This is a genomic window from Streptomyces sp. NPDC058001 (assembly GCF_042886315.1).
Taxonomy (GTDB): Bacteria; Actinomycetota; Actinomycetes; order Streptomycetales; family Streptomycetaceae; genus Streptomyces.
Genome location: NZ_JBHVQT010000015.1, coordinates 209,952 through 235,928, shown reverse-complemented (window position 1 = coordinate 235,928; position 25,977 = coordinate 209,952). Strand labels below are relative to the sequence as shown.

Sequence of the window (25,977 nt, the reverse complement as noted above, 5' to 3'; positions counted from 1 at the left end):
CAGCGCCCGGTAGGGGAGGCGGTCGCACATCAACTGCCGTGAGGAGCAGAGCACGTGAGCAGCAACAGCGGTGACGTCCGGCTGTGGGGTGGCCGGTTCGCCGACGGCCCCGCCGAGGCCCTGGCGAAACTCTCCGCCTCCGTCCACTTCGACTGGCGCCTCGCCCCGTACGACATCGCCGGATCCCGTGCCCACGCGCGCGTGCTGCACCGGGCGGGTCTCCTCACCGCCGATGAGCTGGAGCGGATGCTCGACGGACTCGACCGGCTCGAAGCGGACGTCACCGACGGCTCCTTCACCGGGACCGTCGCCGACGAGGACGTGCACACCGCTCTGGAGCGCGGTCTCCTGGAGCGGCTCGGCCCGGACCTCGGCGGCAAGCTGCGCGCGGGCCGCTCCCGCAACGACCAGGTCGCCACCCTCTTCCGGATGTATCTGCGCGACCACGCGCGCGTGATCGGCGCTCTGATCGCCGACCTCCAGGAAGCCCTGGTCGCACTCGCCGACGCCCACCCGGACGTCGCCATGCCGGGCCGCACCCATCTCCAGCACGCCCAGCCCGTGCTGTTCGCGCACCATGTGCTCGCCCATGTGCAGGCTCTCTCCCGGGACGCCGAGCGGCTGCGCCAGTGGGACACGCGGACCGCCGTGTCGCCCTACGGCTCCGGCGCTCTCGCGGGGTCCTCGCTGGGCCTCGACCCCGAGGCCGTCGCCCGTGACCTCGGCTTCGAGCACGGCTCGGCCGCCAACTCCATCGACGGCACCGCATCGCGTGACTTCGCCGCCGAGTTCGCGTTCATCACGGCGATGATCGGCGTCGACCTCTCCCGGATCGCCGAGGAGGTCATCATCTGGAACACGAAGGAGTTCTCCTTCGTCACCCTGCACGACGCCTTCTCCACCGGCTCGTCGATCATGCCGCAGAAGAAGAACCCGGACATCGCCGAGCTGGCGCGCGGCAAGAGCGGCCGGCTCATCGGCAACCTCACGGGCCTGCTCGCCACCCTGAAGGCCCTCCCTCTCGCGTACAACCGCGATCTCCAGGAGGACAAGGAGCCCGTCTTCGACTCCTGCGACCAACTGGAGGTCCTGCTGCCCGCGTTCACCGGCATGATGGCGACGCTCACCGTGCACCGGGAGCGTATGGCGGAGCTGGCGCCCGCCGGGTTCTCGCTCGCCACCGACATCGCCGAGTGGCTGGTCAAGCAGGGCGTCCCGTTCCGTGTCGCGCACGAGGTGGCCGGCGAGTGCGTCAAGGAGTGCGAGGCGCACGGCATCGAGCTGGACCAGCTCACCGACGAGCAGTTCGCGAAGATCTCCCCGCATCTGACCCCCGAGGTCCGCTCGGTCCTCGACGTACCGGGCGCCCTGGCGTCCCGCGACGGGCGCGGCGGTACGGCGCCGTCCGCGGTGGCCGTACAGCTCACCGAGGTCAGGGCCGACCTCGCGGTCCAGCGGACCTGGGCCGACACCCGCCCCGGCCAGAGCACCGCTTCCTGAATTCAGAGATCGTCACCGCGTCCCGAGTTCAGTGATCGCCTAACCGAGGTGCTCGTCGGCCCATCCGGCGAGCACCTCGAAGTCCGTCCGGGTCAGCCCCGTCCCTGGATGCACCCACCGCAGCAGCGCCGCGCCGCCGTGATGGGCCGTGACCCACCCCGTGTCCCGTGCGGTGATCTCGTCGTCCACCCAGGCGAACGGCCGCCCCGCCGCGTACGCCACCACGTACTGCGTCTTCCAGTACGTCCCGTCCGGCGCCGGACCGTGCATCTCCGGCCAGTCGATGAACGGCAGCCGGGGCAGCCCCAGACGCGGTCCGATCCAGTCGTTGGCCTCGTCCTTCCAGGTCGTCGCCCAGGCCAGCTCGAAGTGCGTGGTCAGACCGAGCAGCCGCGCTCCGTGGTCCGGATTGAGCAGCACCGGCAGATACGGCGACTGGGTCCAGCTCTCCGGACGCGTCCGGAACCGCGTGTAGCCGTCCGGCACCGGGCCCGAGAGCGCCAGATAGGGGTTGAGTGGTCCGTCGATGTCGAGCAGCAGCAGCGGTTTCAACGGCTTCATACGCTCAGCATCCCCGCAACAGCCCGGCTCCTCTCCCGCCGGTGCGTAAAACTGATGAGACAAAGATGTCTCATGTGCGTTACCGTTGTCTCATGTCCGTCGATCGCGACCAGATGCTGCGCAACGCCGCCGCCCTGCTCACCCGCAAAGCCACCGCCACCATGGACGAGGTCGCACGGGCCGCCGGGATCAGCCGTGCGACCCTGCACCGGCACTTCGCCGGGCGTGACGCCCTCGTCCGGGCCCTCGAAGACCTGGGAATCCGGGAGTGCGAGGCCGCCCTGGACGCGGCGCGGCTCGACGAGGGGACGGCCGAGGACGCGTTGCGGCGGCTGGTCACCCAGGTGGAACCCGTGGCCGGTCTGGTCGCCTTCCTCATCACCGAGAACCAGCTCTTCGAGGGCGACGCGCAGAACGAGGGCTGGGCCCGGCTCGACGCCCGGATGGCCGCCCTGTTCCAACGCGGCCAGGAATCCGGTGAGTTCCGGATCGATCTGACCCCGGCCTGGCTGACGGACGCGCTCTACGGCCTCATCGGTTCCGCCGCCTGGTCCGTCCAGGACGGACGGGTGGCCGCGAAGGACTTCCCATTCATGATCGCCGAGCTGTTGCTCGGTGGCGCACGACGGAGAGTGACACCATGACCAGCACGCAGCAGCGGACGCCCGGGACGGAGGCGGTGGAGTACCGGCCAGGGCGCTGGCTCGCGCTCTCCGTGCTCGTCCTCGCGGTGCTGCTCGTCGCGGTCGACGCGACCGTACTCGGTCTGGCCACGCCCTACATCAGCGAGGACCTCAAGCCGACCGGCAACCAGCTGCTCTGGATCGGTGACGTCTACTCGTTCGTGATCGCCGGTCTGCTCGTCTCCATGGGTAGCCTCGGCGACCGCATCGGCCGCAAGAAACTGCTGCTCGTCGGCGCGCTCGCGTTCGGTGCCGTCTCCGTGCTCAACGCGTACGCGACCACCCCCGAGATGATGATCCTCGCCCGTGCGCTGCTCGGTGTCGCCGGTGCGACGCTGATGCCGTCCACGCTCGCGCTCATCCGCAACCTCTTCCACGACCCGCGCGAGCGGAGCCTCGCCGTCGGTATCTGGGGCGCCATGGCGTCCGCCGGTACGGCCGTCGGGCCCGTGGTGGGCGGATTCCTGCTCGAACACTTCTGGTGGGGTTCGGTCTTCCTGATCAACCTGCCCGTGATGGCCGTCCTGGTCGTCGTCGGCTTCAAGCTGCTGCCCGAGTCGAAGAACCCGAAGCCGGGCCCGTGGGACCTGATCAGCGTCCTGCTGTCCCTCATCGGCATGGTCGCCGTGGTGTACGCGGTCAAGGAAGCGGCCACACACGGCCCGAACGGGGTCGCCGGGGCGACCGGGCTGCTCGGTGTCGTCGCGCTGGTCTGGTTCGTACGGCGTCAGCTCACGCTGCCGGCGCCGCTGCTCGACATGCGGCTGTTCCGGCACCGGGGCTTCTCCGGAGCGGTGCTCGCCGATCTGCTGACCATTCTCGGTCTGTCCGGCCTTGTCTTCTTCCTCTCGCAGTTCCTGCAACTGGTGCAGGGCAGGCGGCCGTTCGAGGCGGGCCTCGCCGAACTGCCCGCCGCCGTGGGCGCGGTGGTCGCCGGTCTCATCGCGGGCCGGGTGGCGCGGCGGTACTCCGTACGGAGTGTGGTGTCCGCGGGGCTCGCGGCGATCGGGCTCGCGCTGGCCGCCCTGACCGTGCTGAGCAAGTCCACCGGGTACCCGATGCTCGGCGCGGTGCTGCTCATGGTCGGTGTCGGTGCGGGATTCTCCTTCACGGTCACGGCCGATGTGATCCTCTCCAGCGTGCCCAAGGACCAGGCCGGTGCCGCGTCCGCCGTCTCGGAGACGGCGTACGAACTCGGCGCGGCACTCGGTATCGCGCTGCTCGGCTCCATTGTCACCGGTGTGTACCGCGACTTCGCGGTCCCGGCCGGGACACCGGCCGACGTCTCGTCGGCGGCACACGAGTCACTCGGCGGTGCGGTGGAGGCGGTACGAGGTCTTCCCCCGCACACGGCGGAACCTCTCCTGTTCGCGGCCCAGGACGCCTTCGTGAACGGCATGAGAATCGCCGCGGGCGCCGGCGCGGTGGTCCTGCTGGCGACGGCGGTGGCGGCCTGGTTCCTGCTACGGGGCCAGAAGCTGGAGGACAGCGCGGAGCCCGTCGAGCACTGACCCCCACCGTGGCGCTCCGCTCGGGGGCGGGGGTCGTCCCGCTGCCAAACGGAGCAGTGATCTGCCACCCGACCACGACGAAGCCGTGGGCCCCGCCGCAGCGGCGCCGGGCCACGATGGCGAGGGTCCGGCGAAATGGCTCGCGGGCGGAGCGCGTCGGGCGATTCCTTACGGCGTAGCCGTGATCCCGCCGCGATGGCGACAAGCCACCGTGGCGAGGGTCCGGCGGAATCGGGGACGGGTGAAGCGCGTCGGTCGCTTCCTCACGGCGCAGCCGTGGTCCCGCCGCAGCGGCGCTGGGCCACGACGGTGAGGGTTCGGCGGAATGGGGGACGGCCGGGAGTGGACCGGTTCAGGCAGCCTTGGCCTTTGTGGCGTACATGTCCACGTACTCCTGGCCCGACAGGCGCATGACCTCTGTCATGACCGAGTCGGTGACCGCGCGCAGGACATAGCGGTCCCGGTCCATGCCGTCGTATCGGGAGAACTCCATCGGCTCACCGAAGCGAACCGTCACCCGTCCGGGGTGCGGCAACCCACTGCCGCCCGGCTGAAGCTTGTCCGTGCCGATCATCGCGAACGGCACCACCGGCGCCCCCGTCATCAGGGTGAGCCGGGCGATCCCCGTGCGCCCCCGGTACAGCCGCCCGTCGGGGGAGCGCGTGCCCTCCGGGTAGATGCCGAAGATCCGGCCCTCGTCCAGGATGCGACGTCCCGTCATGAGGGCCGCGACCCCGCCCCGTCCACCGTCCCGGTCCACCGGGACCATGCCGACGCCCGTGAAGAACCAGGCCATCAGCCGCCCCTTGAAGCCCTTCCCGGTGACGTACTCGTCCTTGCCGATGAAGAAGACCTGCCGGTCGCACACGAGCGGCAGGATCATCGAGTCGATGAACGTCAGATGATTTCCGGCCAGGATCACCGGACCGGTCGCGGGGATCTTCTCGGCCCCCTCCACCCGGGTACGGAACATCAGGCGCATGATCGGTCCGAGCACTGCCTTGATCAGTGCGAAACGGGACAACGGGCCCTCCGGGGTCGGGTTCGACGGCTGCGCCGGTCGCGGTCTGTCGAAGTCTGTGCAGGTGAGGACGATACTCGCGAGCGCGGGCGGTTTGCACATCGGGTTCACGGAGTGGTTACGCACTGTTGACCTGTTCTCGCACGGCGTCGCGTCCCCGTCACCTCCGTGATATGACGCAGAACCACTACGCCGGATCGGCCGTTGGCGCGTACCTGACCCTCACGCCGTCCCGGGCGTGTCCCCTGGTCGGCGCCGCAGGGCGCGTGCGATGCGCCACACCGCCGACGGATCCCGCATCGGCGAGTTCCGCGAGCGCCACTGACACGCCGTCAACGGGTCCCGCGCACATGGCCGATACATACGGATCGGCCACCTGACATCACCCGTCCGTTCCGGCTCACGTCTCCCTCCGGTCACGCCCCGGCACCTACGATCGCAGCGCAGTCGGCGGAACAGGCGTTCGGGAGGAGTACTCATGGGTACGCAGGGGTCGGACGAGCAGGGGCGGGCGACACGGCGCGCGGTGCTGGGTGCCGCGGCGGCGCTCGGCGCGGCGAGTGCCGTCGCGGGGCTGCCCGCGGTGGCGAGAGCCGACGAACGGCACGACCAGGGCGGCTTCAAGGGCCTGCCGGTGCCGACGATCATCGGGCACCGGGGCGCCAGCGGCTACCGCCCCGAGCACACCCTCGGCTCGTACCAGCTCGCCCTCGACATGGGCGTGCACGTCGTCGAGCAGGACCTCGTCCCCACCAAGGACGGGCATCTGGTGTGCCGTCACGAGAACGACATCACCGGCACCACCGATGTGTCGGCGCACCCCGAGTTCGCGGGGCGCAAGACGACCAAGACGATCGACGGTGTGAAGCTCACCGGCTGGTTCACGGAGGACTTCACGCTCGCCGAGCTGAAGACGCTGCGTGCCAAGGAGCGGATCCCCGGCACCCGTCAGCACAACACCCTCTACGACGGCCGCTGGGAGGTGCCCACGCTGGAGGAGGTCTTCCAGTGGGCCGACCGTGAGGGCCGCAAGCGGGGCAAGCCGGTCTGGCTGCACATCGAGACCAAGCACCCCACCTACTTCCGTGACCTCGGCCTCGGCCTGGAGGAGCCCCTCGCCAAGCTGCTGCGCAAGTACGGCCGTCAGCGCCGCACCGCGCCCAACTTCCTGCAGTCCTTCGAGCCCAGCAGCATCGAGCGCCTGGCCCGCCTGGTGGACGCGCCGGGCGTGGTCCTGCTGTCCGGCGCGGGCAGCAAGCCCTGGGACTTCGTGGTCTCCGGCGACCCCCGCACCACCGACGACCTCGTCAAGCCCGAGGGCCTGAAGTGGATCGCGTCCTACGCCCAGGGCATCGGTCCCACCCTCGACCTGATCATCCCGAAGGACGCGAGCGGCAAGCTCACGCAGCCCACCACGCTGGTACGGGACGCGCACAAGGCCGGGCTGATCCTGCACCCTTACACCCTGCGCAACGAGAACGCCTTCCTGCCCGCCGACTTCCGCAAGGGCACCGACCCCAACGCGTACGGCGACGCCTTCGGCGCCTTCCAGGCGTACTTCGCCACCGGCATCGACGGCATCTTCTCGGACAACGGCGACACGGCACTCCTCGCCCGCGCCGACTTCGTCAACCGCTGAGCACCCACCCCCGATGGGGGTGACGCACCGCCGCCCCGGCAACCTTCTGCCGGGGCGGCGGCGTCCCGCCCGACATGACACCGACGTGCGCACAGACGGTTACTGACGACCCGTACGAGCTGGTCCGCGCCCTGCGCCCGCTGCTCGCCGCCGAGGCGTCCGCCGAGGCCCACGCCTCCGGCACCGAACCGGGCGACCTCGAACAGGCCGTGTGGCTGCGCCTCCTGGAACGCCTCGCGAGCGACGGGCCGCCCACCGACCCGCCCGGCTGGCTCCGCCGCGCTGTCCGCTCCGAGGCCCGCCGGCTGCGCCGCCCGGCCCGGCACGAACAGCCGTACGCGTCCGAGCCCGCCGCCGACATCCGATCGGGGCCCGAGCAGCGCGCCCTGACGGCCGACAGGACGCGTGCCCTGTACGCAGCCGTACGTAGACTGCCCGGCCGCTGTCCCGGACTGGTGGCTGCCTTTCTGTCGCCCAAGGACCTCACCTACCGGGAAATCGCAGGAGAGTTGGGTATGTCACAGGGCAGTCTGGGGCCGGAACGTTCCCGATGCCTGGGATGTCTGCGCAGAATGCTCGCGGCGGAGGTTGCAGCTCCTGAACGACGGGGAAAGGAGCGTTAGACAACCGGTGGAGCAGGTGAGCGGGAGGCATGCACACATGGGCATGAGCGTGACCATCTCTGCGGCGGCCGAGCAGGACGCCGAACAGATCCTCAAACTGCAATATCTGTGCTACCAGCGCGAGGCCGAGCTCTACGGCGACTATTCGATCGAGCCGCTCACGCAGCCGCTCGACTCCATTCGGGCGGAGCTGAGCGGCGGCAGTGTGCTGGTCGCCCGGCTCGGTGACGAAGTGGTCGCCTCGGTGCGCGGCACCCTCGACGCGGACGGCACCGCGCACATCAGCAAGCTCATCGTGCACCCCCGGATGCAGCGGCACGGTCTCGGCGGGCGGCTGCTCGCGGCGATCGAGGACCGGCTGGGATCCATCGGTACGGCCAAGCGCTACCAGCTCTTCACTGGGCACCGCAGCGACCACAACATGCGCCTGTACCGCAAGCACGGGTACGCGCCGGTCGGTTCGCGGCAGGTCGACGAGCGGCTGACCGTGGTCACCCTGTCGAAGACGATCGAGGCACCCGCCTTCGCCGCCAGCGCCTGAGCCGCCCGAGCGGTGCGGGTTCCTACGCGGTGGCGGGGCGGGCGGTGCGGAGCCAGAACATCGCCGTGATGGGGAGGAGTACCGGGATGAACAGGTACCCCATCCCGTAGTCCGACCAGACCGTCGTGTCCGGGAAGGCCGAGGGGTCCGCGAGGGTCCAGGTGCCCACGGTCAGTACGCCCACGAGTTCGGCGGCGCAGCACACCAGCGCCGCCTTCCTCGCCCGCTCACCGCCCCGCACCAGCGAGTACGTGATGAAGCCGTAGACCACGCCGGCCGCCGCCGACAGCGAGTACGCCAGCGGCGCGTGGTCGAACTCCGTCGCGATCTGTACGACGGACCGCGACACGGCGCCGACGACCATCACGCCGTACAGCCACACCAGGAGCGTGCCCGGCCCGGAGATCAGCTTCCGCGCACCGCCCTCGCGCCGCTCCACCTGCTCGTCGTTCGGCGTCACCGTCACCTCAGCCTCCCCAGATGTCGTAGAGCCGTACTTCGAGGACGGCGAGGACGACTCCGCCGGCCGCGACCGTCACCGAGCCCCACCGGGTGCGCTCCCCGAGGGACATGAACCCGGCCGCCGGGACACAGGCGAAGGCGCCGATCAGATACGCCACGAAGATCGTCGTGCCCTGCTCCGGCTTCTCGCCCCGCCCCAATTGGACGATGCCCACGACCAGTTGGACGGCGGCGAGCAGCGACACCACGGCCATGGCGAGGAAGTGCCAGTCCTTGGTCGGCTGGTCCCGGTAGGCGGCGAAGCCGCACCACGCGGCGAGCACGAGCGCGGCCACAGCGGTCGCGATCGTCAGGGCATCAAGCATGCGGCGACCCTATTACGGGCCATACGGATCGAAGCCCTCGGCCCCGGGACCCCCGTCCCGGCGTCCGGGTCGCTCGCTCGCCGGGGCCCTCGATCGCCGTGGCGTTGGCCACACGCTTGATCCACCGGAGCCCGTGGCCGACCCGCTGCCAAGCCCGCCCTTCCCTGTGTCCGCGCAGGTCAGGAGCGGGGGAGCGGGGCCGGTGACGGTGTCCAGATGCTGTCCACGTGTGTCCACGATACGGACAGCGCTGCCGGGTGCCGTACTGACGTCTGCTTTACTTGCCCGCATGACCACAACGAGCAGCCGCACCCTTGCGACCGAGGCGATGACGACGCCCGGTGCTCGCTGTATGTGTCGAATGTGCGCCTTCTGAGGGCCCCCGCACCGCAGCCGACCTCGCGCCCCGAAGCGAGACCGCTGAGCTGTGCCCCGGACCGTACGTCCCCTGACCGGACCCCCGAGGTCCGCCGGGGCTGACAGGTCCGCCCCGACCGCACGGCTCCCCTCCGGTTCACCCGCCCCGTGCGGGATCCGTGCCGTGCCCCGAAGACGAATGCCCCGTGCCCGGTGCTCCACAGAGCGCCGCGCACTCGACAGTGACGGAAACCCAGTGATCACCACTCAGGGCCTCACGAAGGTCTACCGCTCGCGCGACCGCGAGGTCACCGCCCTGGACGGCGTCGACCTCCAGGTACGCGAAGGCGAGGTGTACGGCGTCATCGGCCAGAGCGGCGCCGGCAAGTCCTCGCTCATCCGCTGCGTCAACCTCCTGGAACGCCCCACCTCCGGCACCGTGACCGTGGACGGCCGGGACCTGACCGCCCTCGCCGGGCGCGGCCCCCGCGCGGGCCGCGAACTCCGCGCGGCCCGCAGCCGTATCGGCATGGTGTTCCAGCACTTCAACCTGCTGTCCTCACGCACCGTCCACGACAACGTCGAACTGCCCCTCGAAATCCTTGGCGTCTCAGGGAAGGAACGTTCCCGCAAGGCGCTGGACCTGCTCGACCTCGTCGGACTCGCCGACCAGGCACGGGCCTACCCGGCGCAGCTCTCCGGCGGCCAGAAGCAGCGCGTCGGTATCGCCCGCGCCCTGGCCGGCGACCCCAAGGTGCTGCTCTCCGACGAGGCCACCAGCGCCCTCGACCCCGAGACCACCCGCTCGATCCTGCATCTGCTGCGCGACCTCAACCGGCAACTCGGTCTGACCGTCCTGCTCATCACCCACGAGATGGACGTTGTTAAGACGGTCTGCGACTCGGCCGCCCTCATGGAGGACGGCCGGATCATCGAGTCCGGCACCGTCGGGGAACTCCTGGCCACGCCCGGCTCCCAACTGGCCGAAGCGCTCTTCCCGCTGAGCGGCGAGGCATCCGGCGACGACCGCACGGTGGTCGACGTCACCTTCCACGGCGACGCCGCGACCCAGCCCGTCATCTCGCAGCTCTCCCGCACCTACAACATCGACATCTCGATCCTCGGCGCCGCGATGGACACCGTCGGCGGCAAGCAGGTCGGCCGGATGCGGATCGAACTGCCCGGACGCTACGAGGACAACGTCGTACCGGTCGGCTTCCTGCGCGAACAGGGCCTCCAGATCGACATCGTCGCCCAGCACGCGCTGGTGAAGGAAGGTGCCAAGTGACCTGGTCGGAGATGCGACCGCTGCTGGAGCAGGCGTGTTGGGACACCCTCTACATGGTCGGCTGGTCCACGCTGATCGCCGTCGTCGCCGGACTGCCGCTCGGCATCCTGCTCGTCCTCACCGACCGCGACGGGCTGCTCCAGAACACGGTGGTCAACAAGGTCATCGGGCAGGTCGTGAACGTCGCCCGCTCGATGCCGTTCATCATCCTGATGGTCGCCCTGATGAGCTTCACCCGGCTGATCACCGGCACCACCATCGGCCGCGAGGCCGCCATCGTGCCGCTCGCCATCGGCGCCATCCCGTTCTACGCGCGCTTGGTGGAGACCTCCGTACGCGAGGTGGACGGCGGTCTGGTCGAGGCCGTGCAGGCGATGGGCGGCTCCACCTGGAAGGTCGTCCGCAGCGTCCTCGTACCGGAGTCGCTGCCGTCGCTGATCTCCGGCGCCACCACCACGGTCGTCGCCCTCATCGGCTACTCCGCGATGGCCGGCACCGTCGGCGCGGGCGGACTCGGCGACATCGCCATCCGCTACGGCTACCAGCGCTTCGAGACCGGACTGATGTGGATCACGGTGGGCATCCTCGCCGTCGTCATCTCCGTCATCCAGTTCGCCGGTGACCACGCGGCCCGCAGGCTGCACCGGCGCGGCGGACACTCCGGGCCCGCGCCCCGGCTGCGGCTGCTGCGCGGCCCGGCCCCGGCGAAGACCCCGCCCGCCCCGACCCAGGGCGACGCGGTCGCCGAACCCGACCCGGTGAAGGTCCCCTGAGCACCCTCAGGGCCGCCCCTCACCACACCCCCCGAACTCGCCCCGCACCATCAGCGCGGGGCAGGCACCACCCATGAGAAAGGCACTTTTCGTGCGGAACACCACCAAGATCACCACCGCTGTCCTCGCCGCCGGAGCCCTCACCCTGGGCCTGTCCGCGTGCGGCTCCGACAAGTCGTCATCGACCGGCGCCGGAGCCGACTCCGACGCGGTCCTGACCGTGGCCGCGACCCCCACCCCGCAGGGCGAGATCCTCACCTACGTCAAGGACAACCTGGCGCAGAAGGCGGGCCTCAAGCTGGAGGTCAAGGAGTTCACCGACTACGTCACGCCGAACACCGCCGTGCAGCAGGGCGAGGTCGGTGCGAACTACTTCCAGCACAAGCCCTACCTGGACGACTTCAACAAGAAGAACGGCACCGACATCGTTGCCGTCCCCGGCGCCACGGTCCACCTGGAGCCGCTCGGCGTGTACTCCAAGAACGTCAAGAAGCTCACGGACCTCAAGGACGGCGCCAGCGTCGCCCTGCCGAACGACACCACCAACGAGGCCCGCGCCCTGAAGCTGCTCGCCGACAACGGCGTCATCAAGCTCAAGGACGGCGTCGGCTTCGAAGCGACCCCCAAGGACGTCGTCGACAACCCGAAGAACCTCAAGTTCAAGGAGTTGGAGGCGGCCCTGGTGCCGCGGTCCCTTGAGGACGTCGACGCCGCGGTGATCAACGGCAACTACGCCATCGAGGCCAAGCTCAACCCCGCCAAGGACGCCATCGCCGCCGAAAGCTCCCAGAACAACCCGTACGGCAACTTCCTCGCCGTCAAGAAGGGCAACGAGGACGACCCGCGCGTGCGGAAGCTCGCCAAGCTCCTCACCTCGCCCGAGGTCAAGAAGTTCATCGAGGACAAGTACGACGGCGCCGTCGTACCGGCGTTCTAGTCATGCGCGTTGTCCAGCGCTCCCGGTCACTGACCCTGCTCGCGTCCGGCGTCGCCCTGGCCCTGGGCCTCACCGCCTGCGGCTTCGAGTCGGGCTCCGGCTCGGACTCCGGCTCCTCGGACGGCGGCGGTGACGGCGGCGCACTCGTCGTCGGCGCCACCGCCGTCCCGGCCGGCGAAGTCCTCGCGTACGTCAAGGACCACCTCGCGAAGAAGGCCGGACTCGACCTGGAGATCGAGGAGTTCACGGACTACGTCCTGCCGAACACCGCACTCCAGGAAGGCTCGCTCGACGCCAACCTGTACCAGCACAAGCCGTTCCTTGACGACTTCAACCAGTCCAAGGGCACCGACCTGACAGCGGTCACCGAGGTGTACCTGCCGCCCATGGGCGTGTACTCCAAGAAGACCGGCGACATCACGGCGCTGCGCGACGGGGCCACGGTGGCCGTCCCCAACGACACCACCAACGAGGGCCGCGCCCTCCAACTCCTCGCGGACAAAGGCGTCATCGGGCTGAACAAGGACGCGGGACCGGACGCGAGCCCCGCCGACATCGCGGACAACCCGAAGAAACTCGTCTTCAAGGAACTCGACCCGGCCCAACTGCCGCGCTCCCTCGACGACGTGGACGCCGCCGTGGTGAACAACAACTACGCCCTCGACGCGGGCCTCAGCCCCAAGAAGGACGCCATCCTCCTGGAATCCGTCCAGGGCAATCCCTACAACAACGTCCTCGCCGTCAAGGAGGGCAACCAGGGCGACCCGCGGGTCAAGAAGCTGGCCGAGCTGCTCACTTCACCCGAGGTCGCGCGGTTCATCCGGGACACCTACCAGGGTTCCGTACTGCCCGTCACAGGCACCTGAACCCGCCCGTTCCACGGGGTCCGGCACCGGTCGGTGCCGGACCCCGTGGTGCGATCCGGCGCCCGGATGCTGCATGCTGGGGCATTCAGCAGAGACCTGAAGGTTCCTGAGGGTTACGGAGCGGCGCCATGACTACCACCTTCCCCGACATCTCCATCAGCACGGAGCGGTTGGTGCTGCGCCCCTTCGAGGAAGCGGACGTCCCGGCCCTCACCGAGATGATGAACGACGAACTCGTCACCATGTGGACCACCGTGCCCCAGCCCTACACCGAGGCCGACGCCCGTGCCTGGGTCACCGAACTGGCGCCCGCCGAACGCACCGAGGGCCACGGCATCGTCTTCGCCGTCAGCGAGTTCCTCACCCAGCGCCTCGTCGGCATCGTGCACCTGCGCAACACCGACTGGAGCATCCGCGCCACCGAGATCGCCTATGTCGTCGCTCCCTGGGCACGCGGCGAGGGCTACGCGTCCGAGGGTTCCCTCGCCGTCGCCCACTGGCTCTTCCACGACCAGAAGTTCGAGCGCCTCGAACTGCGGACCGCCGCCGCGAACACCGCGTCCCAGCAGGTCGCCCAGCGCATCGGCTCCATCAGCGAAGGCGTCCTGCGCAACGCCTGGATAGCGCGGGTCAGGACCGACGACGGCGCCTGGGTCCAGACCCGTACCGACCTCATCGTCTGGAGCCTGCTGCCCGAGGACCTGGACGGCGTCCCCGACCACTTCGCCGACGCGGACGGCTTCACCGCCTACGCCGACTGGAACTGAGCACCCCGCCCGTCACCAGGAGATCCGCCCCCGGCCCGAGTGGCGCCCGCCCCTCCCTGCCCCACCACAGCCGCGCCCGGTACCCTCAGGTGCCCGCACGCACCTCCATCACCTGCCGGAACACCCGGCCGAACCCGACCCGGACAGCGGACGACCCGAGACCCCCTGGAGACTGACGACGATGGCGGACCGGGTCACGGTGATCGGCTGGGACGGCTCGCCCCTGACCGACGCGGCACGCTCCGCACTGGGCGCCGCGACCCTGGTCGCCGGAGCCGCCCACCACCTCGCGCTCCCCGAGGTCCCGCCCGCCGCCGAACGCATCCGGCTCGGCAGTGTCGCCCTCGCCGCCCGCCGGATCGCCGCCCACCGCGGCACCGCCGTCGTCGTCGCCGACGGCGATCCCGGCTTCTTCGGTGTCGTCCGCACCCTGCACGGCCCCGAGTTCGGCCTGGAGGTCGAGGTCGTCCCCGCCGTGTCCTCCGTGGCGCAGGCGTTCGCCCGCGCCGGAATGGCCTGGGAGGACGCCGAGGTGGTCGTCGCCCACCGCCGGACCCTGCGGCGCGCCGTGAACGTGTGCCGCGCCCACACCAAGGTCGCCGTCCTCACCTCACCCGGCGCGGGCCCCGCCGAACTCGGCCTCCTCCTCGGAGGCGTTCACCGCACCTTCGTCATCTGCGAGGAACTCGGCACCACCCGCGAGCGCGTCACCGTCGTCACCTCCGACAAGGCCGCCGACCACGCCTGGCGCGACCCCAACGTCGTCATCGTCATGGGCGGCACCCCCACCGCGGCACCCGAACCCGCCTGGATCGCCGGACGCGAACCCGCCACGGCCGCACGCGGCTGGGCCCTGCCGTCCGCCACCTACGGCGCGGACCCGCACGAGGGCGAGAACGACCTGCTGCGCGCCGCCCAACTCGCCCGCACCGGGCCCCGCGTGGGCGACCTCGTCTGGGACATCGGTTCGGCCAGTGGCGCCTTCGCGACCGAGGCGGCCCGCTTCGGCGCCGCCGTCATCGCCGTCGACAGCGACCCCGACGCCTGCGCCCGCACCACGGCGACCGCCCGCCGCTTCGGCGTCCAGCTCCAGATCGTGCACGGCGCGGCCCCGCACATCCTCGAAGACCTGCCCGAACCCGATGTCGTACGCGTCGGGGGCGGGGGAGCCGAGGTCGTCTCGGCCGTCGCTGACCGGCGCCCCGCACGCATCGTCACGCACGCCGCGACGCGCGACGCCGCCGAACTCGTCGGCAGGGGCCTGACCGAACACGGTTACGACGTCGAATGCGCACTCCTCCAGTCCGTCGAACTCGACACCAGGGCCTGGTCCGAGAAGGAACGCACCGTCGCCTTCCTGCTCTGCGGACGCCTGCCGGACCGCGCCCCGTGATCCTCCCCGGGCGGGGCGCGAGGTAGGCTGGCCGATCGTTGTACCGCTCCGGACCACCCAGGGCTTCGTGGCCCAATGTCCGGAAAACCCGCCCGTTTTGGGTGGTGTGTGGTACAGCGGACCGGAGGACGCGCGACGTGGCGCAGTCCACAGTGGACCGTGCCGGAACCGGGTGCCGAGGTGGGGGCGAACCGGGACAATGGCTGTGGCCGGACCTGCCGGCACGGGCGGCGCCGTTCACGGACCGTTCGTGCCGCGTGGCGTGCCCGCTCGTTCTTGAAGAAGGGCGGTCGGTGCGCCGCCCCCGGGCAGGCGGGCCACCCCGGCAAGGCCGGGGACGGTCGAAGAAGCACTACCGATGGGCGAGGGGTACGCATGACCGACACCGGCCAGATCCCGGGCGAGGGACTGCCGGAGAGTGCCGGCGGGGGGGTCGCTGCCGGGTCCGTCCAGGACCTGGGAGCGGGGCAGTCGGGCGTCCAGGCGCCGAGTGCCTACACCTACCTCGACCCCGCCGAGCCTCCCGCCGAAGACGACGACCTCCTGCTGATGCCGGGCGCCCAGGGCGCCTGGAGCGACGGCCCGTCCACCTCGGGCGCCGGCCTGCCCGGCGTACCGGACGGGGCCGTGGCGTACCCGCCGGTGACGCACACGACCGTGGTGCCCTCGATTCCGACCTCGCTGGAGCCCGAGTCGTTCGAACCGGACCCGTTCGAAGCGGATCCGTACGCGGCCCCGCAGGTCACCGGTACGGAGTCGGTCGTCGTGCCGGACCCGGCAGCGGCTGAAGTGGCTTTCGAACCGGCCGTCATGCCCGAACCGGCCGCCGTCGAGCCCCCGGTCACCACCGCCGAGACTCCGGTCACCGGCGACACCTCCGCCGAGACTCCGGCCCCGCAGGAGCCCGCGGCGCAGGAGCCCGTGGCGCAGGAGACGGCCGGACGGGACACCGGTTCCGTCGACCTGGGGGACGTCCGCGCGTCCGGAGCCCCCTCCGGTCCGGCCCGCCGTCCGCTGCATCTCGGCCCGCCCCTGCCCGACGCCGCAGCGAGCCCCGTGCGCTCCCTGTCCGACCGGGGCCCCGCCGGAAGCCGCCGAGGCGCCGTCAAGGTCCGCCGGCAGAGCCCTCCGACCATCGGCCCCGAGTACCTGGACGTCCCGAGCGACGCGACCCCGCTGCCCGGACCGCAGCTCGGCGAGATCCCCGTGCAGGGCGGCGCGCCCTGGTCGCCGCTGCCCCCGAACGGCATGCCCGGCGCCCTCGGTGACGCACCGGCAGAATCGGTCGCTCCCGACCTCGACCCCGCGCCCGCCTCGGCGCCCGCCTCCGCGACCCCTCCCGCGACGGCTTTCCCGCCCGCTCCCGCTCCGGAGCCGGCGTACGCCACGCAGACCATGGACGTCGGACAACTGGGCGACTTCTCGTCCCCGGCGAACGGAGCGCCGTCCGGCGACGGTACGCAGCGACTTCAGGGACCTCAGCAGGTACTGGTCCCCGGGGCCGACGCCCACCTCGGCGCCCCCTCCGACGCACCGTCCGGCGAGACGTCCGGCGCCTCATCCGGCGTCGACTTCACGCGCCCCGCCGAGGCGCCCGACTCCGGCGCCTTCGGCCAGTTCGTACCGGTCGACGGGACCATTCCGACCACGCCCCATCTGGCGCCCACGCCTCCGCACGCGCTACGGGTGCCGCCGGTGCCCGAGAACGGGACCGGCGGCCTGCCGATCGCGCTGCCGCCCGCCGCGGTACCGGTGCCCGAGGCACAGGTACCCGTCACGGAGGCCGGTGCGGAAGCGGGCCTGTCCGAGGAGGCGTTGGCCGAGCAGCCGGTTGCCGAATCGTCGGCTGCCGAGGAAGCGGCGATTGCGGAGGCGGCGGTTGCGGAAGCGGTAGTCGCGGAAGTGCCGCTCGCCGAAGCCGTGGTGACCGAAGCCACGGTGACCGAAGGGCCGGTGACCGAGGAATCCGTCACCGATGTCGCGGTTGCCGAGCAGCCCCTCCCCGAGCCGGTGCCCCTCGCGCCCGCATCGGCAGCGGCGCCCGACGCCCCGGCCGAGGCCACCCCCGACCCGCACGAAGCCGCACCGGACCTGCCCCAGGCGGCACCTGACGCACCCGAGGCGACCGAAGCACCGGAGCGGTCCGACGTACCCGAGGGGACCGACGCACCCGACGTACCCGAGGCGTCCGAAGCACCCCGGACGTCCGAGGCGCCCGACGCCCCCGCACCCCTGGCGGCCTCCGCGCCGCAACCGCCGGCAGATCTCGGGACCCCCGAAGCACCGGACGGCCCGGACCACCCCGACGCACCGGACGCCCTCGAAACCCCCGGCGCCCCCGCCCCGTCGGACCTCGCGGACCCGGCCGACGTATCCCTGCCGGCCCCCCGTACCGGCGAAGCCCCCCTCCCCGCAACGGACCAGGACAACGCCCCGGAACCCCTGGCGGCGCAGTCCCCGGACGGCATGGACACCCGCTTCGCCGACGAGGGCGGCGCGCCCGGAGACGTCTCCGGCGCGGACCCCGACCGGGGCGCCCCCGCCCCGGCCTACGACGACGCCGAGCGCGAAGCCGTCCTCCGCGTGATGCGTGAACGCCGCGACATCCGCAACGGTTTCCGCCCCGACCCGATCCCGCACGAGGTACTGCTGCGGGTCCTGGAGGCCGCCCACACCGCGCCGTCCGTGGGGCACTCGCAGCCCTGGGACTTCGTCGTCATCCGCTCCGCCGACACCCGGCGGGCGATGCACGAGCTCGCGATGCGGCAGCGCGACGCCTACGCCAAGTCCCTGCCCAAGGGCCGCGCGAAGCAGTTCAAGGAACTCAAGATCGAGGCCATCCTCGACACCCCGGTGAACATCGTCGTCACCGCCGACCCCACCCGTGGCGGCCGGCACACCCTCGGCCGGCACACCCAGCCGCAGATGGCGCCGTACTCGTCGGCGCTCGCGGTCGAGAACCTGTGGCTCGCGGCCCGCGCCGAGGGACTGGGCGTCGGCTGGGTCAGCTTCTTCGACGAGCGTGAGATGGTCCGCGCGCTCGACCTCCCGGAGCACCTGGAGGTCGTGGCGTATCTGTGCGTCGGATACGTCGACGAGTTCCCGGAGGAACCCGAGCTGGCGCAGTCCGGCTGGTCCAAGCGGCGCCCGCTGTCCTGGGTCGTCCACGAGGAGACGTACGGACGGCGCGCGCTGCCCGGTGAGGAGCCGCACGATCTGCTCGCCGAGACCATCGCCGGAATCCGGCCGCTGGACGCCAAGGCGCTCGGCGAGGCGTGGGAGCGGCAGAAGCGGATGACCAAGCCGGCCGGTGCGCTCGGCATGCTGGAGATCATCTCCGCGCAGCTCAGCGGCCTGTCCCGGATGTGCCCGCCGCCGATCCCGGAGCCCGCGGCCGTCGCGATCTTCGCGGGCGACCACGGGGTGCACGCCCAGGGCGTCACGCCCTGGCCGCAGGAGGTCACCGGCCAGATGGTCGCCAACTTCCTCGGCGGCGGCGCGGTCTGCAACGCGTTCGCGCACCAGGTCGGCGCCGAGGTCTGCGTCATCGACGTGGGCGTGGCGTCGGAGCTGCCCTCGACCCCGGGGCTGCTGCCGCGCAAGGTCAGGGCCGGTACGGGTGACATGACGACCGGGCCCGCGCTCACCCGCGACGAGGTCAAGGCCGCCATCGAGGTCGGCATCGAGACCGCCCGCGATCTGGTCGCGGCGGGCAACAAGGCGTTGCTCACCGGCGAGATGGGCATCGCCAACACCACCGCGTCCGCCGCGCTCATCGCCGTCTACACGGGCGCCGACCCGGCCGAGGTCACCGGCCGCGGCACCGGCATCAACGACGAGACGCTGGCCCGCAAGACCGAGGTCGTACGGCGCGCCCTGGAGTTGCACCAGCCCGATCCCGCCGACCCGATCGGGGTACTCGCGGCGATCGGCGGCCTCGAACACGCCGCCATCGTCGGCCTGTTGCTGGGCGGCGCGTCGCTGCGCACACCCGTCGTCCTCGACGGGGTCAGCGCCGGTGCGGCGGCCCTGGTCGCCCGCGCCATCGCGCCCGAGGCGCTCGCCGCGTGCATCGCGGGCCACCGCAGCGCCGAGCCCGGCCATGTCGCCGCGCTCAACAAGCTCGGCCTGCGGCCGTTGATCGACCTCGACCTCCGGCTCGGCGAGGGCACCGGCGCCCTGCTCGCCCTCCCGCTGGTGCAGAGCGCGGCCCGCGCGATGCACGAGGTGGCGACCTTCGACTCGGCGGGAGTCACCGAGAAGTAGCCCCGGCCGCCGGCCGGACCACGGACCGCCGCCCGCGCACCCCACGCCGGGTGCCGGGCGGCGCCGTATCGTGGAGACACCGCCACGACATGCCACCACGACACACCGCCACGACACACCGCGACCGCACGCCGCCCCGCCCCCGCACGTCACCCCCGCTCCGGCGCCGCAGCGGGCCGCACGAGGAGCCGCACCGCCATGCCAGCGAACGCCCCGCACCCGCCCTACCCGGTAGGACTCCGCCTCACCGGCCGCCGTGTCGTCGTGCTCGGCGGCGGCCAGGTCGCCAAGCGCCGGCTCCCGGCGCTGATCGCGGCGGGCGCCGACCTCGTCCTCGTCTCCCCGGCGGTCACCCCGTCCGTCGAGGCGATGGCGGACGCGGGCGAGATCACCTGGCTGCGCAGGCCGTACGCGGACGGCGACCTCGCCGACGCCTGGTACGCCCTGATCGCCACCAGCGACCACGCGGCGAACGTCCGCGCGTCCGCCGAGGCCGAGGCCCACCGCGTGTGGTGCGTACGCTCGGACGACGCCGACGCGGCCACCGCCTGGACCCCGGCGACCGGGCACAGCGAGGGCGTCACGGTCGCCGTGCTGACCACCGACGCCCAGGGCCGCGACCCGCGCCACACCGCCGCCGTACGGGACGCCGTGGTCGAGGGCCTGCGCGACGGCACCCTCGTCGCCCCGCACCACCGCACCCGCACCGCCGGGGTCGCCCTCGTCGGCGGCGGTCCCGGCGACCCCGACCTGATCACGGTCCGGGGCCGCAGGCTGCTCGCCGAGGCCGATGTCGTCATCGCCGACCGGCTCGGCCCCCGCGACCTGCTCGCCGAACTCCCGCCGCACGTCGAGGTCATCGACGCCGCGAAGATCCCGTACGGCCGGTACATGGCGCAGGAGGCCATCAACGACGCGCTCGTCGAGCACGCCAAGGCGGGCCGGTCCGTGGTGCGGCTCAAGGGCGGTGACCCGTTCGTCTTCGGCCGGGGCATGGAGGAGGCCGAAGCGCTCGTCGCGGCCGGGATTCCGTACACCGTCGTGCCGGGTATCTCCAGCTCGATCTCCGTGCCGGGCGCCGCGGGCATCCCCGTCACGCATCGCGGGGTCGCCCATGAGTTCACGGTCGTCAGCGGCCATGTGGCACCCGACGACGAGCGCTCCCTGGTCGACTGGCCCGCGCTCGCCCGGCTGCGCGGCACCCTCGTCGTCCTGATGGGCGTCGACAAGATCGGCCGGATCGCCGAGACGCTCATCGCGCACGGCAGGCCCGCCGACACGCCGGTGGCCCTGGTCCAGGAGGGCACCACCGCGGCGCAGCGCCGGGTCGACGCCACCCTCGCGACCGTCGCGGACACCGTCGTCGCCGAGGAGGTACGCCCGCCCGCCGTGATCGTCATCGGCGAGGTCGTCAACGTCGGACCCGCCGCCCCGAACGACCCCGCACGTAACCACGGGTAACACAACCCCCGTCCAGCCGTTGGCACCGCACCCAGGACAAGGCAGTATCACTCTGTGGCCGATCTCATCACCGTCGAGGACCCCGACGACCCGCGCCTGCGTGACTACACAGGTCTGACCGATGTCGAGTTGCGGCGCAAACGCGAGCCCGCCGAGGGACTGTTCATCGCCGAGGGCGAGAAGGTCATCCGCCGTGCCAAGGACGCGGGCTACGAGATGCGGTCGATGCTCCTGTCGTCCAAGTGGGTCGACGTCATGCGCGATGTCATCGACGAACTCCCCGCGCCCGTCTACGCGGTCAGCCCCGAACTCGCCGAGCGGGTCACCGGTTACCACGTGCACCGGGGTGCCCTCGCCTCCATGCAGCGCAAGCCCCTGCCGACCGCCGACGACCTGCTCCGCACCACGCGCCGTGTCGTCGTGATGGAGGCCGTCAACGACCACACCAACATCGGCGCCATCTTCCGTAGCGCCGCCGCCCTCGGCATGGACGCCGTCCTGCTCTCACCGGACTGCGCCGACCCGCTCTACCGCCGTTCCGTGAAGGTCTCCATGGGCGCCGTCTTCGCCGTCCCGTACGCACGTCTGGAGTCCTGGCCCAAGGGCCTGGAGTCGGTGCGCGGCGCAGGCTTCAACCTGCTCGCGCTCACTCCCGACGAGAAGGCGGCGACCCTCGACGAGGCCGCTCCGCATCGGATGGACCGGGTGGCCCTGATGCTCGGCGCCGAGGGGGAAGGGCTCTCCACACAGGCCCTGGTGGCCGCCGACGAGTGGGTCCGTATCCCGATGGCGCACGGCGTCGACTCCCTCAATGTGGGCGCGGCGGCGGCCGTCGCCTTCTACGCGGTGGCGACGGGACGGCCCCGGCTCTAGGCCCTGTCTGACCCCCACCCGTTGCCGCGCCGCAGGTTGGCTCGTTGGGCCGAGGAACTTGGACGCAACAACGGAAAGGGCGTTCATCGGTGCTTCAGGCCCCCATCGCAGAACTGGATGTCGCACCCGGGCGGGTCGTGGAATGGCGACTGCGGTCCACGAGGACCCGCGCCGCCGTGCCCACGACCACCCCCACCGCGACCGCAAAGGCACCGGCATCGGCATCCGCACCGGCATCCGCATCGGCATCCACACCGGCATCCGCACCGGCTCCCGTCCCCGCGCAACAGCGCAGGATCGCCTCGTACAACCAGGAGAAACATTTCACTACCGCCCAGGACTGCCGTACCACCGGTGACCCGATCGCCTCCTATGTCGCCGGCTCCTTCGAGATCGACGGCCCGCTCGACCGCCCGGCCCTGGACGCCGCGCTGCACCACTTCGTACGCCGTCACGAGGTGCTGCGGTGCGAGTTCCGGCAGCTCGCCGGGGATCTCACCTGCGAGCCGCTGGGCCCGGACGAGGTCACCCTCGAACCGTTCGACCTCGGACATGTCGACTGCTCCGACAAGATCCGGACGTATCTGTCCGAGTCCTTCGAACGCATCGACACCCTGTCCTGGCCGCTGTTCGTGATGGGCGCGGTGATCAGGGACACGTCCACGACGGTGTATCTCGCCTTCGACCATCTCGTGTCGGACGGTATGTCGACACCGATCGCCGTGCACGACATCGCGAGCGCGTACGAGGCGTTCTCGTCGGATCGCGAGGCGGAGTTGCCCGAGACCGGCAGCTATCTCACCTTCGGGCAGGAGCAGCGCCGTCTGGGCCGGTCGATCGACGTGGACGACAGCCGCCTCGGCTACTGGAAGACGTTCATGGCGCACAACGGCGGCTTCTTCCCGCCGTTCCCGCTCGACCTGGGCGTCGAGCCGGGCCGGATGTATCCGACGCTCAACGAGACCGACGCGCTGTTGCCCGCCGCTGCCGTCGACGCCCTGGAGGCCCGCTGTCTGGCGGCCGACGGGAGGCTCTACATGGGCGTACTCGCGGCCGTGGCCGTCGCCCTCAGGAAGGAGGGCGGTCCCGATGTGTACCGGGGGCTGATGCCAGTCAGTGAGCGTGGTCGGGGCTCCTACGCGCACGCCATGGGCTGGTTCGTGAACACCTTGCCCATCGAATTCTCGGTCGCGGGCGACGACTTCACGGAGGTCATCGGCCGGGTGCGGGCCGCGTCCACCGAGATGCTCCGCAGTGTCGGCGTCCCGTTCGTCAAGGTGTGGCACCTGCTGGCCCCGGAGTACGCGTCGCTGCGCTCCTGGCCGTTCGCCGTGAACTTCTTCTCGTACCTCGACTTCCGCAAGGCCCCGGGAGCGCGGAACCACACGGCACTGAAGGCGAGAAAACACATCTGGGCGTCCAGCACCAACGGCATCTGCTTCTGGTTCCACTGCAACGACACGGGCCTGTACGTCAATTCGCTGTACGTCGACACCCCGCAGGCCCGGCGGACCAAGGCCGCGTTCGTACGGACCCTGTCCGCGACGATGGCGACCATGGCGCACACCGGAGAGTTCTGACCCGCGGGCTCCGCCTCCCGGCCGGCCGGCGAACGCGGCGCCGCGTCACTCAAGCGGTGCGGCGCCCGCCGCCTGCTGCGACCACGGCAGTACGTCCCGTACGTCACCGTCACCGAGCCCGCGCGCGGGACCCTGGCACCCCTGCGCCGCCGCGATCCCCAGCGCCACGAGCAGCGTCACCACCACGAAGACGATGAGCCGCTGCCGCAGCAGCCTCGGGTTGGCGGGCCGCCGCCCCGTGCCCGTGGTACGCGGCCCCGGGCGCCCGGCACCACTGCGCGGCGCGGGACGGCCGCCGGACCGGGTGGAGCGCGGCGCGGGCGGCCGGGCACCGGACCGCGACGAGGACGACGACGAGGGCGACGACGGGTGGGGCCGCGAGGAACCGGTACGCGGCGGGGGCGTGCCGCCCTGGGTACGCCGCTGGGTGCGCTGCTCCGCGTACTCCTCGGCGAGCCGACCCGTGGGACGGTCGGGCTCGTTGCGCGGATTTGGCGGCCGGGTGTCCGTCAGGCCCTGTGCCTCGCGCGCCGCGATCTCCTTGAGCCGCAGCGACAGTTGGAGGGTGCTGGGTCGCTCCTCGGGGTCCTTCGCGAGGCACGCCCGTACCAGCGGCGCGAGCGCGTCCGGCACGCCCTGCAAGTGCGCCTCCTCGTGCACCACGCGGTACAGCATCACCTCCGAACCGCCGTGCCCGAAGGGCGAGTCGGCGGTCGCCGCGTACGCCAGCGTGGCGCCCAGCGAGAACACGTCCGTCGCCGGCGTCACGGGCGCGCCGCGCACCTGCTCGGGCGCGAGGAAACCGGGGGAGCCGACCGCCGTACCGACATGCGTGAGCGTGCTGGCACCGGTCGCCCAGGCGATACCGAAGTCGATGATCCGCGGCCCCTTCGGGGACAGCAGGATGTTGGACGGCTTGAGGTCCCGGTGGACGACTCCCGCCTCGTGGACCGCGACCAGGCCCTCCGAGAGCGCCGCCCCGATCGAGGCCACGTCGGCGGCCGTCAGCGGACCCTCCTCGGCGACCTTGTCGTGCAGCGACGGGCCCGGCACGTACTGGGTGGCGAACCAGGGACGGTCGGCGTCCAAGTCGGCCGCCACCAGCCGCGCGGTGCAGCCGCCGCGGATCCGCCGTGCCGCCGACACCTCGCGTGCGAAGCGCGACCGGAACTCCTGATCCTCCGCCAGGTCCGGCCGGATCACCTTCAACGCGACCCGCTGGCCACGGCGGTCGGACCCCAGATAGACGACGCCCATGCCGCCCGCGCCGAGCCGCCGGTGAAGCCTGAACGAGCCGACGACACGCGGGTCCTCGCGCCTCAGGCGCATCATCGCCATCTTCATCCCCGCTGCCCGGTCCGTTTGACGAGCCACAGCTTACGTACCGCGGGCCGGGTGCGCGCAGAGGCCGCGCCCTCGCGCTCGGATCGATTGTCAGTGCCAGGTGGGAAACTTGAAGGGTGGTCAGGTGACACGGGGACGGGCCTCCTCACCGAGGTCGTGATTCCCAACCGTCCGTCGCAGAAGGGGGATTGGACCTGTGAAGGGTGACCGGGTGGAGATAGTCGTGGACGCCGGGGACACGACGCGCACGTATGAGGTGGTGGCCAGTCGAGCGGGCCGCAGGGTGGAGACAGCGGTGCGAAGGGGAGTGGTCGAAGTGAGCGAAGTCACGCGTAATGGGAGTGTGGTGCGGACGGCCCGTTTCATGGCGACCCGGGTGCTCGCCCTGGTCGAGCAGCCCGTCCCGAGGGAGGACGGCTCGGAGCGGGCGGCCTCCTAGCGCGTCCCCTCCGGGAAGACCCCGAGACCCGCGCCCGCGTCTCCACCCAGGGGAGTAGGCGGCAGGTGATCGGTCATCCTCCGGGAGGCCCGCCAATCGGTACGAGGGCATGACGACCCCGGCGGCCCGCGCACCTAGATTTGTTGTCAAGCGGCGGGTGCGGTACTCGTCCCCCGAGGTCAGGCACTCGCCGCTGCCAGACAGAAGAGCTGTGACCGGGTGCGTGAGCCCCCGGGAAGAGCTTCGGAAATGACTTGATCAGGAGAGGGATCATGGCGGACACAGCACCGCGGGCACTGATCCGCACCCAAGGACGCAAGGCGTACGCCGCGTTCGGGACCCGCCGATCCGGCCAGCGTCACCCCTTGGTGGCGACGGCCATGGTCCTTCCCCTGGCGGCCCTGCTCGTAGTCGTCTTCGGCGGCTGGGACGCAGTGGTCACACAAGCGTCGTCCGTGGGCGTGATGCTGGGGCGCTGAGCGGCGCCCCAGGCCCGGAAGAGCGGTCCGGGCGGGGACATCCGGCCATGAAACCCCGTGGGGACGGGGGTGCGGCGGACGGCACAAATGCCCGCGCAGCTGGGGAGCTGCGCGGGCATTGCTTTGCCCGGACGTGGCTGCCCGGGACGGTGCGTAGGCTCACGGCATGCCCGGCCGCGCCGGCGCGGGGCATGACCGAGGGGGAGGGATCCGGTGGCCGCAGAGGTGCTGCGCGCGCTCCAGGCCAC

The 25,977-nt window shown here is 71.4% G+C and carries 23 protein-coding genes; 18 read left to right on the top strand and 5 right to left on the bottom strand.

The genetic code is table 11. The features are described from left to right. Window positions 1–54: 54 nt before the first annotated feature. On the top strand, window positions 55–1,500 hold the full coding sequence (gene argH / locus ACFVT5_RS34250; RefSeq protein WP_389896149.1) for an argininosuccinate lyase: 1,446 nt from the start codon (window positions 55–57) through the stop codon (window positions 1,498–1,500). 39 nt (window positions 1,501–1,539) lie between these two features. Here the strand turns inward: argH and ACFVT5_RS34245 are convergent, their stop codons facing one another. Then, on the bottom strand, window positions 1,540–2,052 hold the full coding sequence (locus ACFVT5_RS34245) for a hypothetical protein (RefSeq protein WP_389896372.1): 513 nt from the start codon (window positions 2,050–2,052) through the stop codon (window positions 1,540–1,542). A 101-nt stretch (window positions 2,053–2,153) separates the two neighbouring features. Between ACFVT5_RS34245 and ACFVT5_RS34240 the strand changes: the two genes are divergently transcribed. Both ACFVT5_RS34240 and ACFVT5_RS34235 read left to right on the top strand, forming a co-directional pair. Next, a complete protein-coding gene (locus tag ACFVT5_RS34240; RefSeq protein WP_389896146.1) occupies window positions 2,154–2,705 on the top strand; it encodes a TetR/AcrR family transcriptional regulator in 552 nt (183 codons plus the stop codon). Then, a complete protein-coding gene (locus ACFVT5_RS34235) occupies window positions 2,702–4,255 on the top strand; it encodes an MFS transporter (protein ID WP_389896144.1) in 1,554 nt (517 codons plus the stop codon). The genes ACFVT5_RS34240 and ACFVT5_RS34235 overlap by 4 nt, the downstream gene beginning before the upstream one ends. 352 nt (window positions 4,256–4,607) lie before the next feature. On the opposite strand, the gene ACFVT5_RS34230 is transcribed toward ACFVT5_RS34235, so the two are convergent. Continuing rightward, window positions 4,608–5,378, bottom strand: a complete 771-nt coding sequence (locus ACFVT5_RS34230) for a lysophospholipid acyltransferase family protein (protein ID WP_389896142.1) — start codon at window positions 5,376–5,378, stop codon at window positions 4,608–4,610. 376 nt (window positions 5,379–5,754) lie between these two features. Between ACFVT5_RS34230 and ACFVT5_RS34225 the strand changes: the two genes are divergently transcribed. The 3 genes from ACFVT5_RS34225 to ACFVT5_RS34215 all read left to right on the top strand — a co-directional run bounded on the left by ACFVT5_RS34225 (window position 5,755) and on the right by ACFVT5_RS34215 (window position 8,079). Beyond that, complete coding sequence (locus ACFVT5_RS34225) at window positions 5,755–6,915, top strand: glycerophosphodiester phosphodiesterase (protein WP_389896141.1); 1,161 nt, start codon at window positions 5,755–5,757, stop codon at window positions 6,913–6,915. 74 nt (window positions 6,916–6,989) lie between these two features. Then, the gene (locus ACFVT5_RS34220; protein WP_389896138.1) at window positions 6,990–7,538 is read left to right on the top strand and encodes an RNA polymerase sigma factor; all 549 of its coding nucleotides are present in this window, start codon (window positions 6,990–6,992) and stop codon (window positions 7,536–7,538) included. A 37-nt stretch (window positions 7,539–7,575) separates the two neighbouring features. Further along, window positions 7,576–8,079, top strand: coding sequence for a GNAT family N-acetyltransferase (locus tag ACFVT5_RS34215; protein WP_389896136.1), 504 nt, complete (start codon window positions 7,576–7,578; stop codon window positions 8,077–8,079). A 22-nt stretch (window positions 8,080–8,101) separates the two neighbouring features. Here ACFVT5_RS34215 and ACFVT5_RS34210 read toward each other — a convergent pair whose 3' ends face one another. Further along, window positions 8,102–8,545 carry a hypothetical protein gene (locus tag ACFVT5_RS34210; protein ID WP_389896134.1) on the bottom strand — a complete coding sequence of 148 codons (444 nt, stop codon included), beginning with the start codon at window positions 8,543–8,545 and terminating at the stop codon, window positions 8,102–8,104. 1 nt (window position 8,546) lies between these two features. Continuing rightward, window positions 8,547–8,906 carry a hypothetical protein gene (locus tag ACFVT5_RS34205; RefSeq protein WP_389896132.1) on the bottom strand — a complete coding sequence of 120 codons (360 nt, stop codon included), beginning with the start codon at window positions 8,904–8,906 and terminating at the stop codon, window positions 8,547–8,549. A gap of 613 nt (window positions 8,907–9,519) precedes the next feature. On the opposite strand from ACFVT5_RS34205, the gene ACFVT5_RS34200 reads away from it, so the two are divergent. The 10 genes from ACFVT5_RS34200 (at window position 9,520) to ACFVT5_RS34155 (ending at window position 23,467) form a co-directional block, all read left to right on the top strand. Continuing rightward, window positions 9,520–10,551 carry a methionine ABC transporter ATP-binding protein gene (locus ACFVT5_RS34200; RefSeq protein WP_389896130.1) on the top strand — a complete coding sequence of 344 codons (1,032 nt, stop codon included), beginning with the start codon at window positions 9,520–9,522 and terminating at the stop codon, window positions 10,549–10,551. After that, window positions 10,548–11,324 carry a methionine ABC transporter permease gene (locus tag ACFVT5_RS34195; RefSeq protein ID WP_389896128.1) on the top strand — a complete coding sequence of 259 codons (777 nt, stop codon included), beginning with the start codon at window positions 10,548–10,550 and terminating at the stop codon, window positions 11,322–11,324. Before ACFVT5_RS34200 ends, ACFVT5_RS34195 begins: the two co-directional genes overlap by 4 nt. Before the next feature lie 91 nt (window positions 11,325–11,415). Beyond that, window positions 11,416–12,261 (top strand): MetQ/NlpA family ABC transporter substrate-binding protein, encoded by an 846-nt coding sequence (locus ACFVT5_RS34190; RefSeq protein ID WP_389896370.1) that lies wholly within the window; start codon window positions 11,416–11,418, stop codon window positions 12,259–12,261. 2 nt (window positions 12,262–12,263) lie between these two features. Further along, complete coding sequence (locus ACFVT5_RS34185; protein ID WP_389896126.1) at window positions 12,264–13,127, top strand: MetQ/NlpA family ABC transporter substrate-binding protein; 864 nt, start codon at window positions 12,264–12,266, stop codon at window positions 13,125–13,127. A 128-nt stretch (window positions 13,128–13,255) separates the two neighbouring features. After that, window positions 13,256–13,894, top strand: coding sequence for a GNAT family N-acetyltransferase (locus ACFVT5_RS34180; protein WP_389896124.1), 639 nt, complete (start codon window positions 13,256–13,258; stop codon window positions 13,892–13,894). A 181-nt stretch (window positions 13,895–14,075) separates the two neighbouring features. After that, on the top strand, window positions 14,076–15,287 hold the full coding sequence (cbiE, locus tag ACFVT5_RS34175; RefSeq protein ID WP_389896122.1) for a precorrin-6y C5,15-methyltransferase (decarboxylating) subunit CbiE: 1,212 nt from the start codon (window positions 14,076–14,078) through the stop codon (window positions 15,285–15,287). A 375-nt stretch (window positions 15,288–15,662) separates the two neighbouring features. After that, the gene (gene cobT / locus ACFVT5_RS34170; RefSeq protein WP_389896119.1) at window positions 15,663–19,553 is read left to right on the top strand and encodes a nicotinate-nucleotide--dimethylbenzimidazole phosphoribosyltransferase; all 3,891 of its coding nucleotides are present in this window, start codon (window positions 15,663–15,665) and stop codon (window positions 19,551–19,553) included. A 198-nt stretch (window positions 19,554–19,751) separates the two neighbouring features. Beyond that, window positions 19,752–21,014 (top strand): uroporphyrinogen-III C-methyltransferase, encoded by a 1,263-nt coding sequence (gene cobA, locus ACFVT5_RS34165; RefSeq protein ID WP_389896117.1) that lies wholly within the window; start codon window positions 19,752–19,754, stop codon window positions 21,012–21,014. Between the two features lie 54 nt (window positions 21,015–21,068). Beyond that, window positions 21,069–21,887, top strand: coding sequence for a TrmH family RNA methyltransferase (locus tag ACFVT5_RS34160; protein ID WP_389896115.1), 819 nt, complete (start codon window positions 21,069–21,071; stop codon window positions 21,885–21,887). 176 nt (window positions 21,888–22,063) lie between these two features. Further along, window positions 22,064–23,467 (top strand): condensation domain-containing protein, encoded by a 1,404-nt coding sequence (locus ACFVT5_RS34155; RefSeq protein WP_389896113.1) that lies wholly within the window; start codon window positions 22,064–22,066, stop codon window positions 23,465–23,467. A gap of 45 nt (window positions 23,468–23,512) precedes the next feature. On the opposite strand, the gene ACFVT5_RS34150 is transcribed toward ACFVT5_RS34155, so the two are convergent. Then, entirely contained in the window at window positions 23,513–24,811 is a 1,299-nt protein-coding gene (locus ACFVT5_RS34150) for a serine/threonine-protein kinase (RefSeq protein ID WP_389896111.1), read from the bottom strand. A 196-nt stretch (window positions 24,812–25,007) separates the two neighbouring features. Between ACFVT5_RS34150 and ACFVT5_RS34145 the strand changes: the two genes are divergently transcribed. Both ACFVT5_RS34145 and ACFVT5_RS34140 read left to right on the top strand, forming a co-directional pair. Continuing rightward, window positions 25,008–25,250 carry a hypothetical protein gene (locus tag ACFVT5_RS34145; RefSeq protein ID WP_389896109.1) on the top strand — a complete coding sequence of 81 codons (243 nt, stop codon included), beginning with the start codon at window positions 25,008–25,010 and terminating at the stop codon, window positions 25,248–25,250. A 272-nt stretch (window positions 25,251–25,522) separates the two neighbouring features. Beyond that, on the top strand, window positions 25,523–25,729 hold the full coding sequence (locus tag ACFVT5_RS34140) for a hypothetical protein (RefSeq protein WP_389896107.1): 207 nt from the start codon (window positions 25,523–25,525) through the stop codon (window positions 25,727–25,729). Window positions 25,730–25,977 lie beyond the last annotated feature (248 nt).

Bases quoted from the DNA above. Each gene is read 5' to 3' on its own strand.
- ACFVT5_RS34240 (WP_389896146.1), top strand. From the start codon at position 2,154: ATGTCCGTCGATCGCGACCAGATGCTGCGCAACGCCGCCGCCCTGCTC.
- ACFVT5_RS34235 (WP_389896144.1), top strand. From the start codon at position 2,702: ATGACCAGCACGCAGCAGCGGACGCCCGGGACGGAGGCGGTGGAGTAC.
- ACFVT5_RS34230 (WP_389896142.1), bottom strand. From the start codon at position 5,378: ATGTGCAAACCGCCCGCGCTCGCGAGTATCGTCCTCACCTGCACAGAC.
- ACFVT5_RS34225 (WP_389896141.1), top strand. From the start codon at position 5,755: ATGGGTACGCAGGGGTCGGACGAGCAGGGGCGGGCGACACGGCGCGCG.
- ACFVT5_RS34220 (WP_389896138.1), top strand. From the start codon at position 6,990: ATGACACCGACGTGCGCACAGACGGTTACTGACGACCCGTACGAGCTG.
- ACFVT5_RS34215 (WP_389896136.1), top strand. From the start codon at position 7,576: ATGGGCATGAGCGTGACCATCTCTGCGGCGGCCGAGCAGGACGCCGAA.
- ACFVT5_RS34205 (WP_389896132.1), bottom strand. From the start codon at position 8,906: ATGCTTGATGCCCTGACGATCGCGACCGCTGTGGCCGCGCTCGTGCTC.
- ACFVT5_RS34185 (WP_389896126.1), top strand. From the start codon at position 12,264: ATGCGCGTTGTCCAGCGCTCCCGGTCACTGACCCTGCTCGCGTCCGGC.
- ACFVT5_RS34180 (WP_389896124.1), top strand. From the start codon at position 13,256: ATGACTACCACCTTCCCCGACATCTCCATCAGCACGGAGCGGTTGGTG.
- cbiE (WP_389896122.1), top strand. From the start codon at position 14,076: ATGGCGGACCGGGTCACGGTGATCGGCTGGGACGGCTCGCCCCTGACC.
- cobT (WP_389896119.1), top strand. From the start codon at position 15,663: ATGACCGACACCGGCCAGATCCCGGGCGAGGGACTGCCGGAGAGTGCC.
- cobA (WP_389896117.1), top strand. From the start codon at position 19,752: ATGCCAGCGAACGCCCCGCACCCGCCCTACCCGGTAGGACTCCGCCTC.
- ACFVT5_RS34150 (WP_389896111.1), bottom strand. From the start codon at position 24,811: ATGAAGATGGCGATGATGCGCCTGAGGCGCGAGGACCCGCGTGTCGTC.
- ACFVT5_RS34140 (WP_389896107.1), top strand. From the start codon at position 25,523: ATGGCGGACACAGCACCGCGGGCACTGATCCGCACCCAAGGACGCAAG.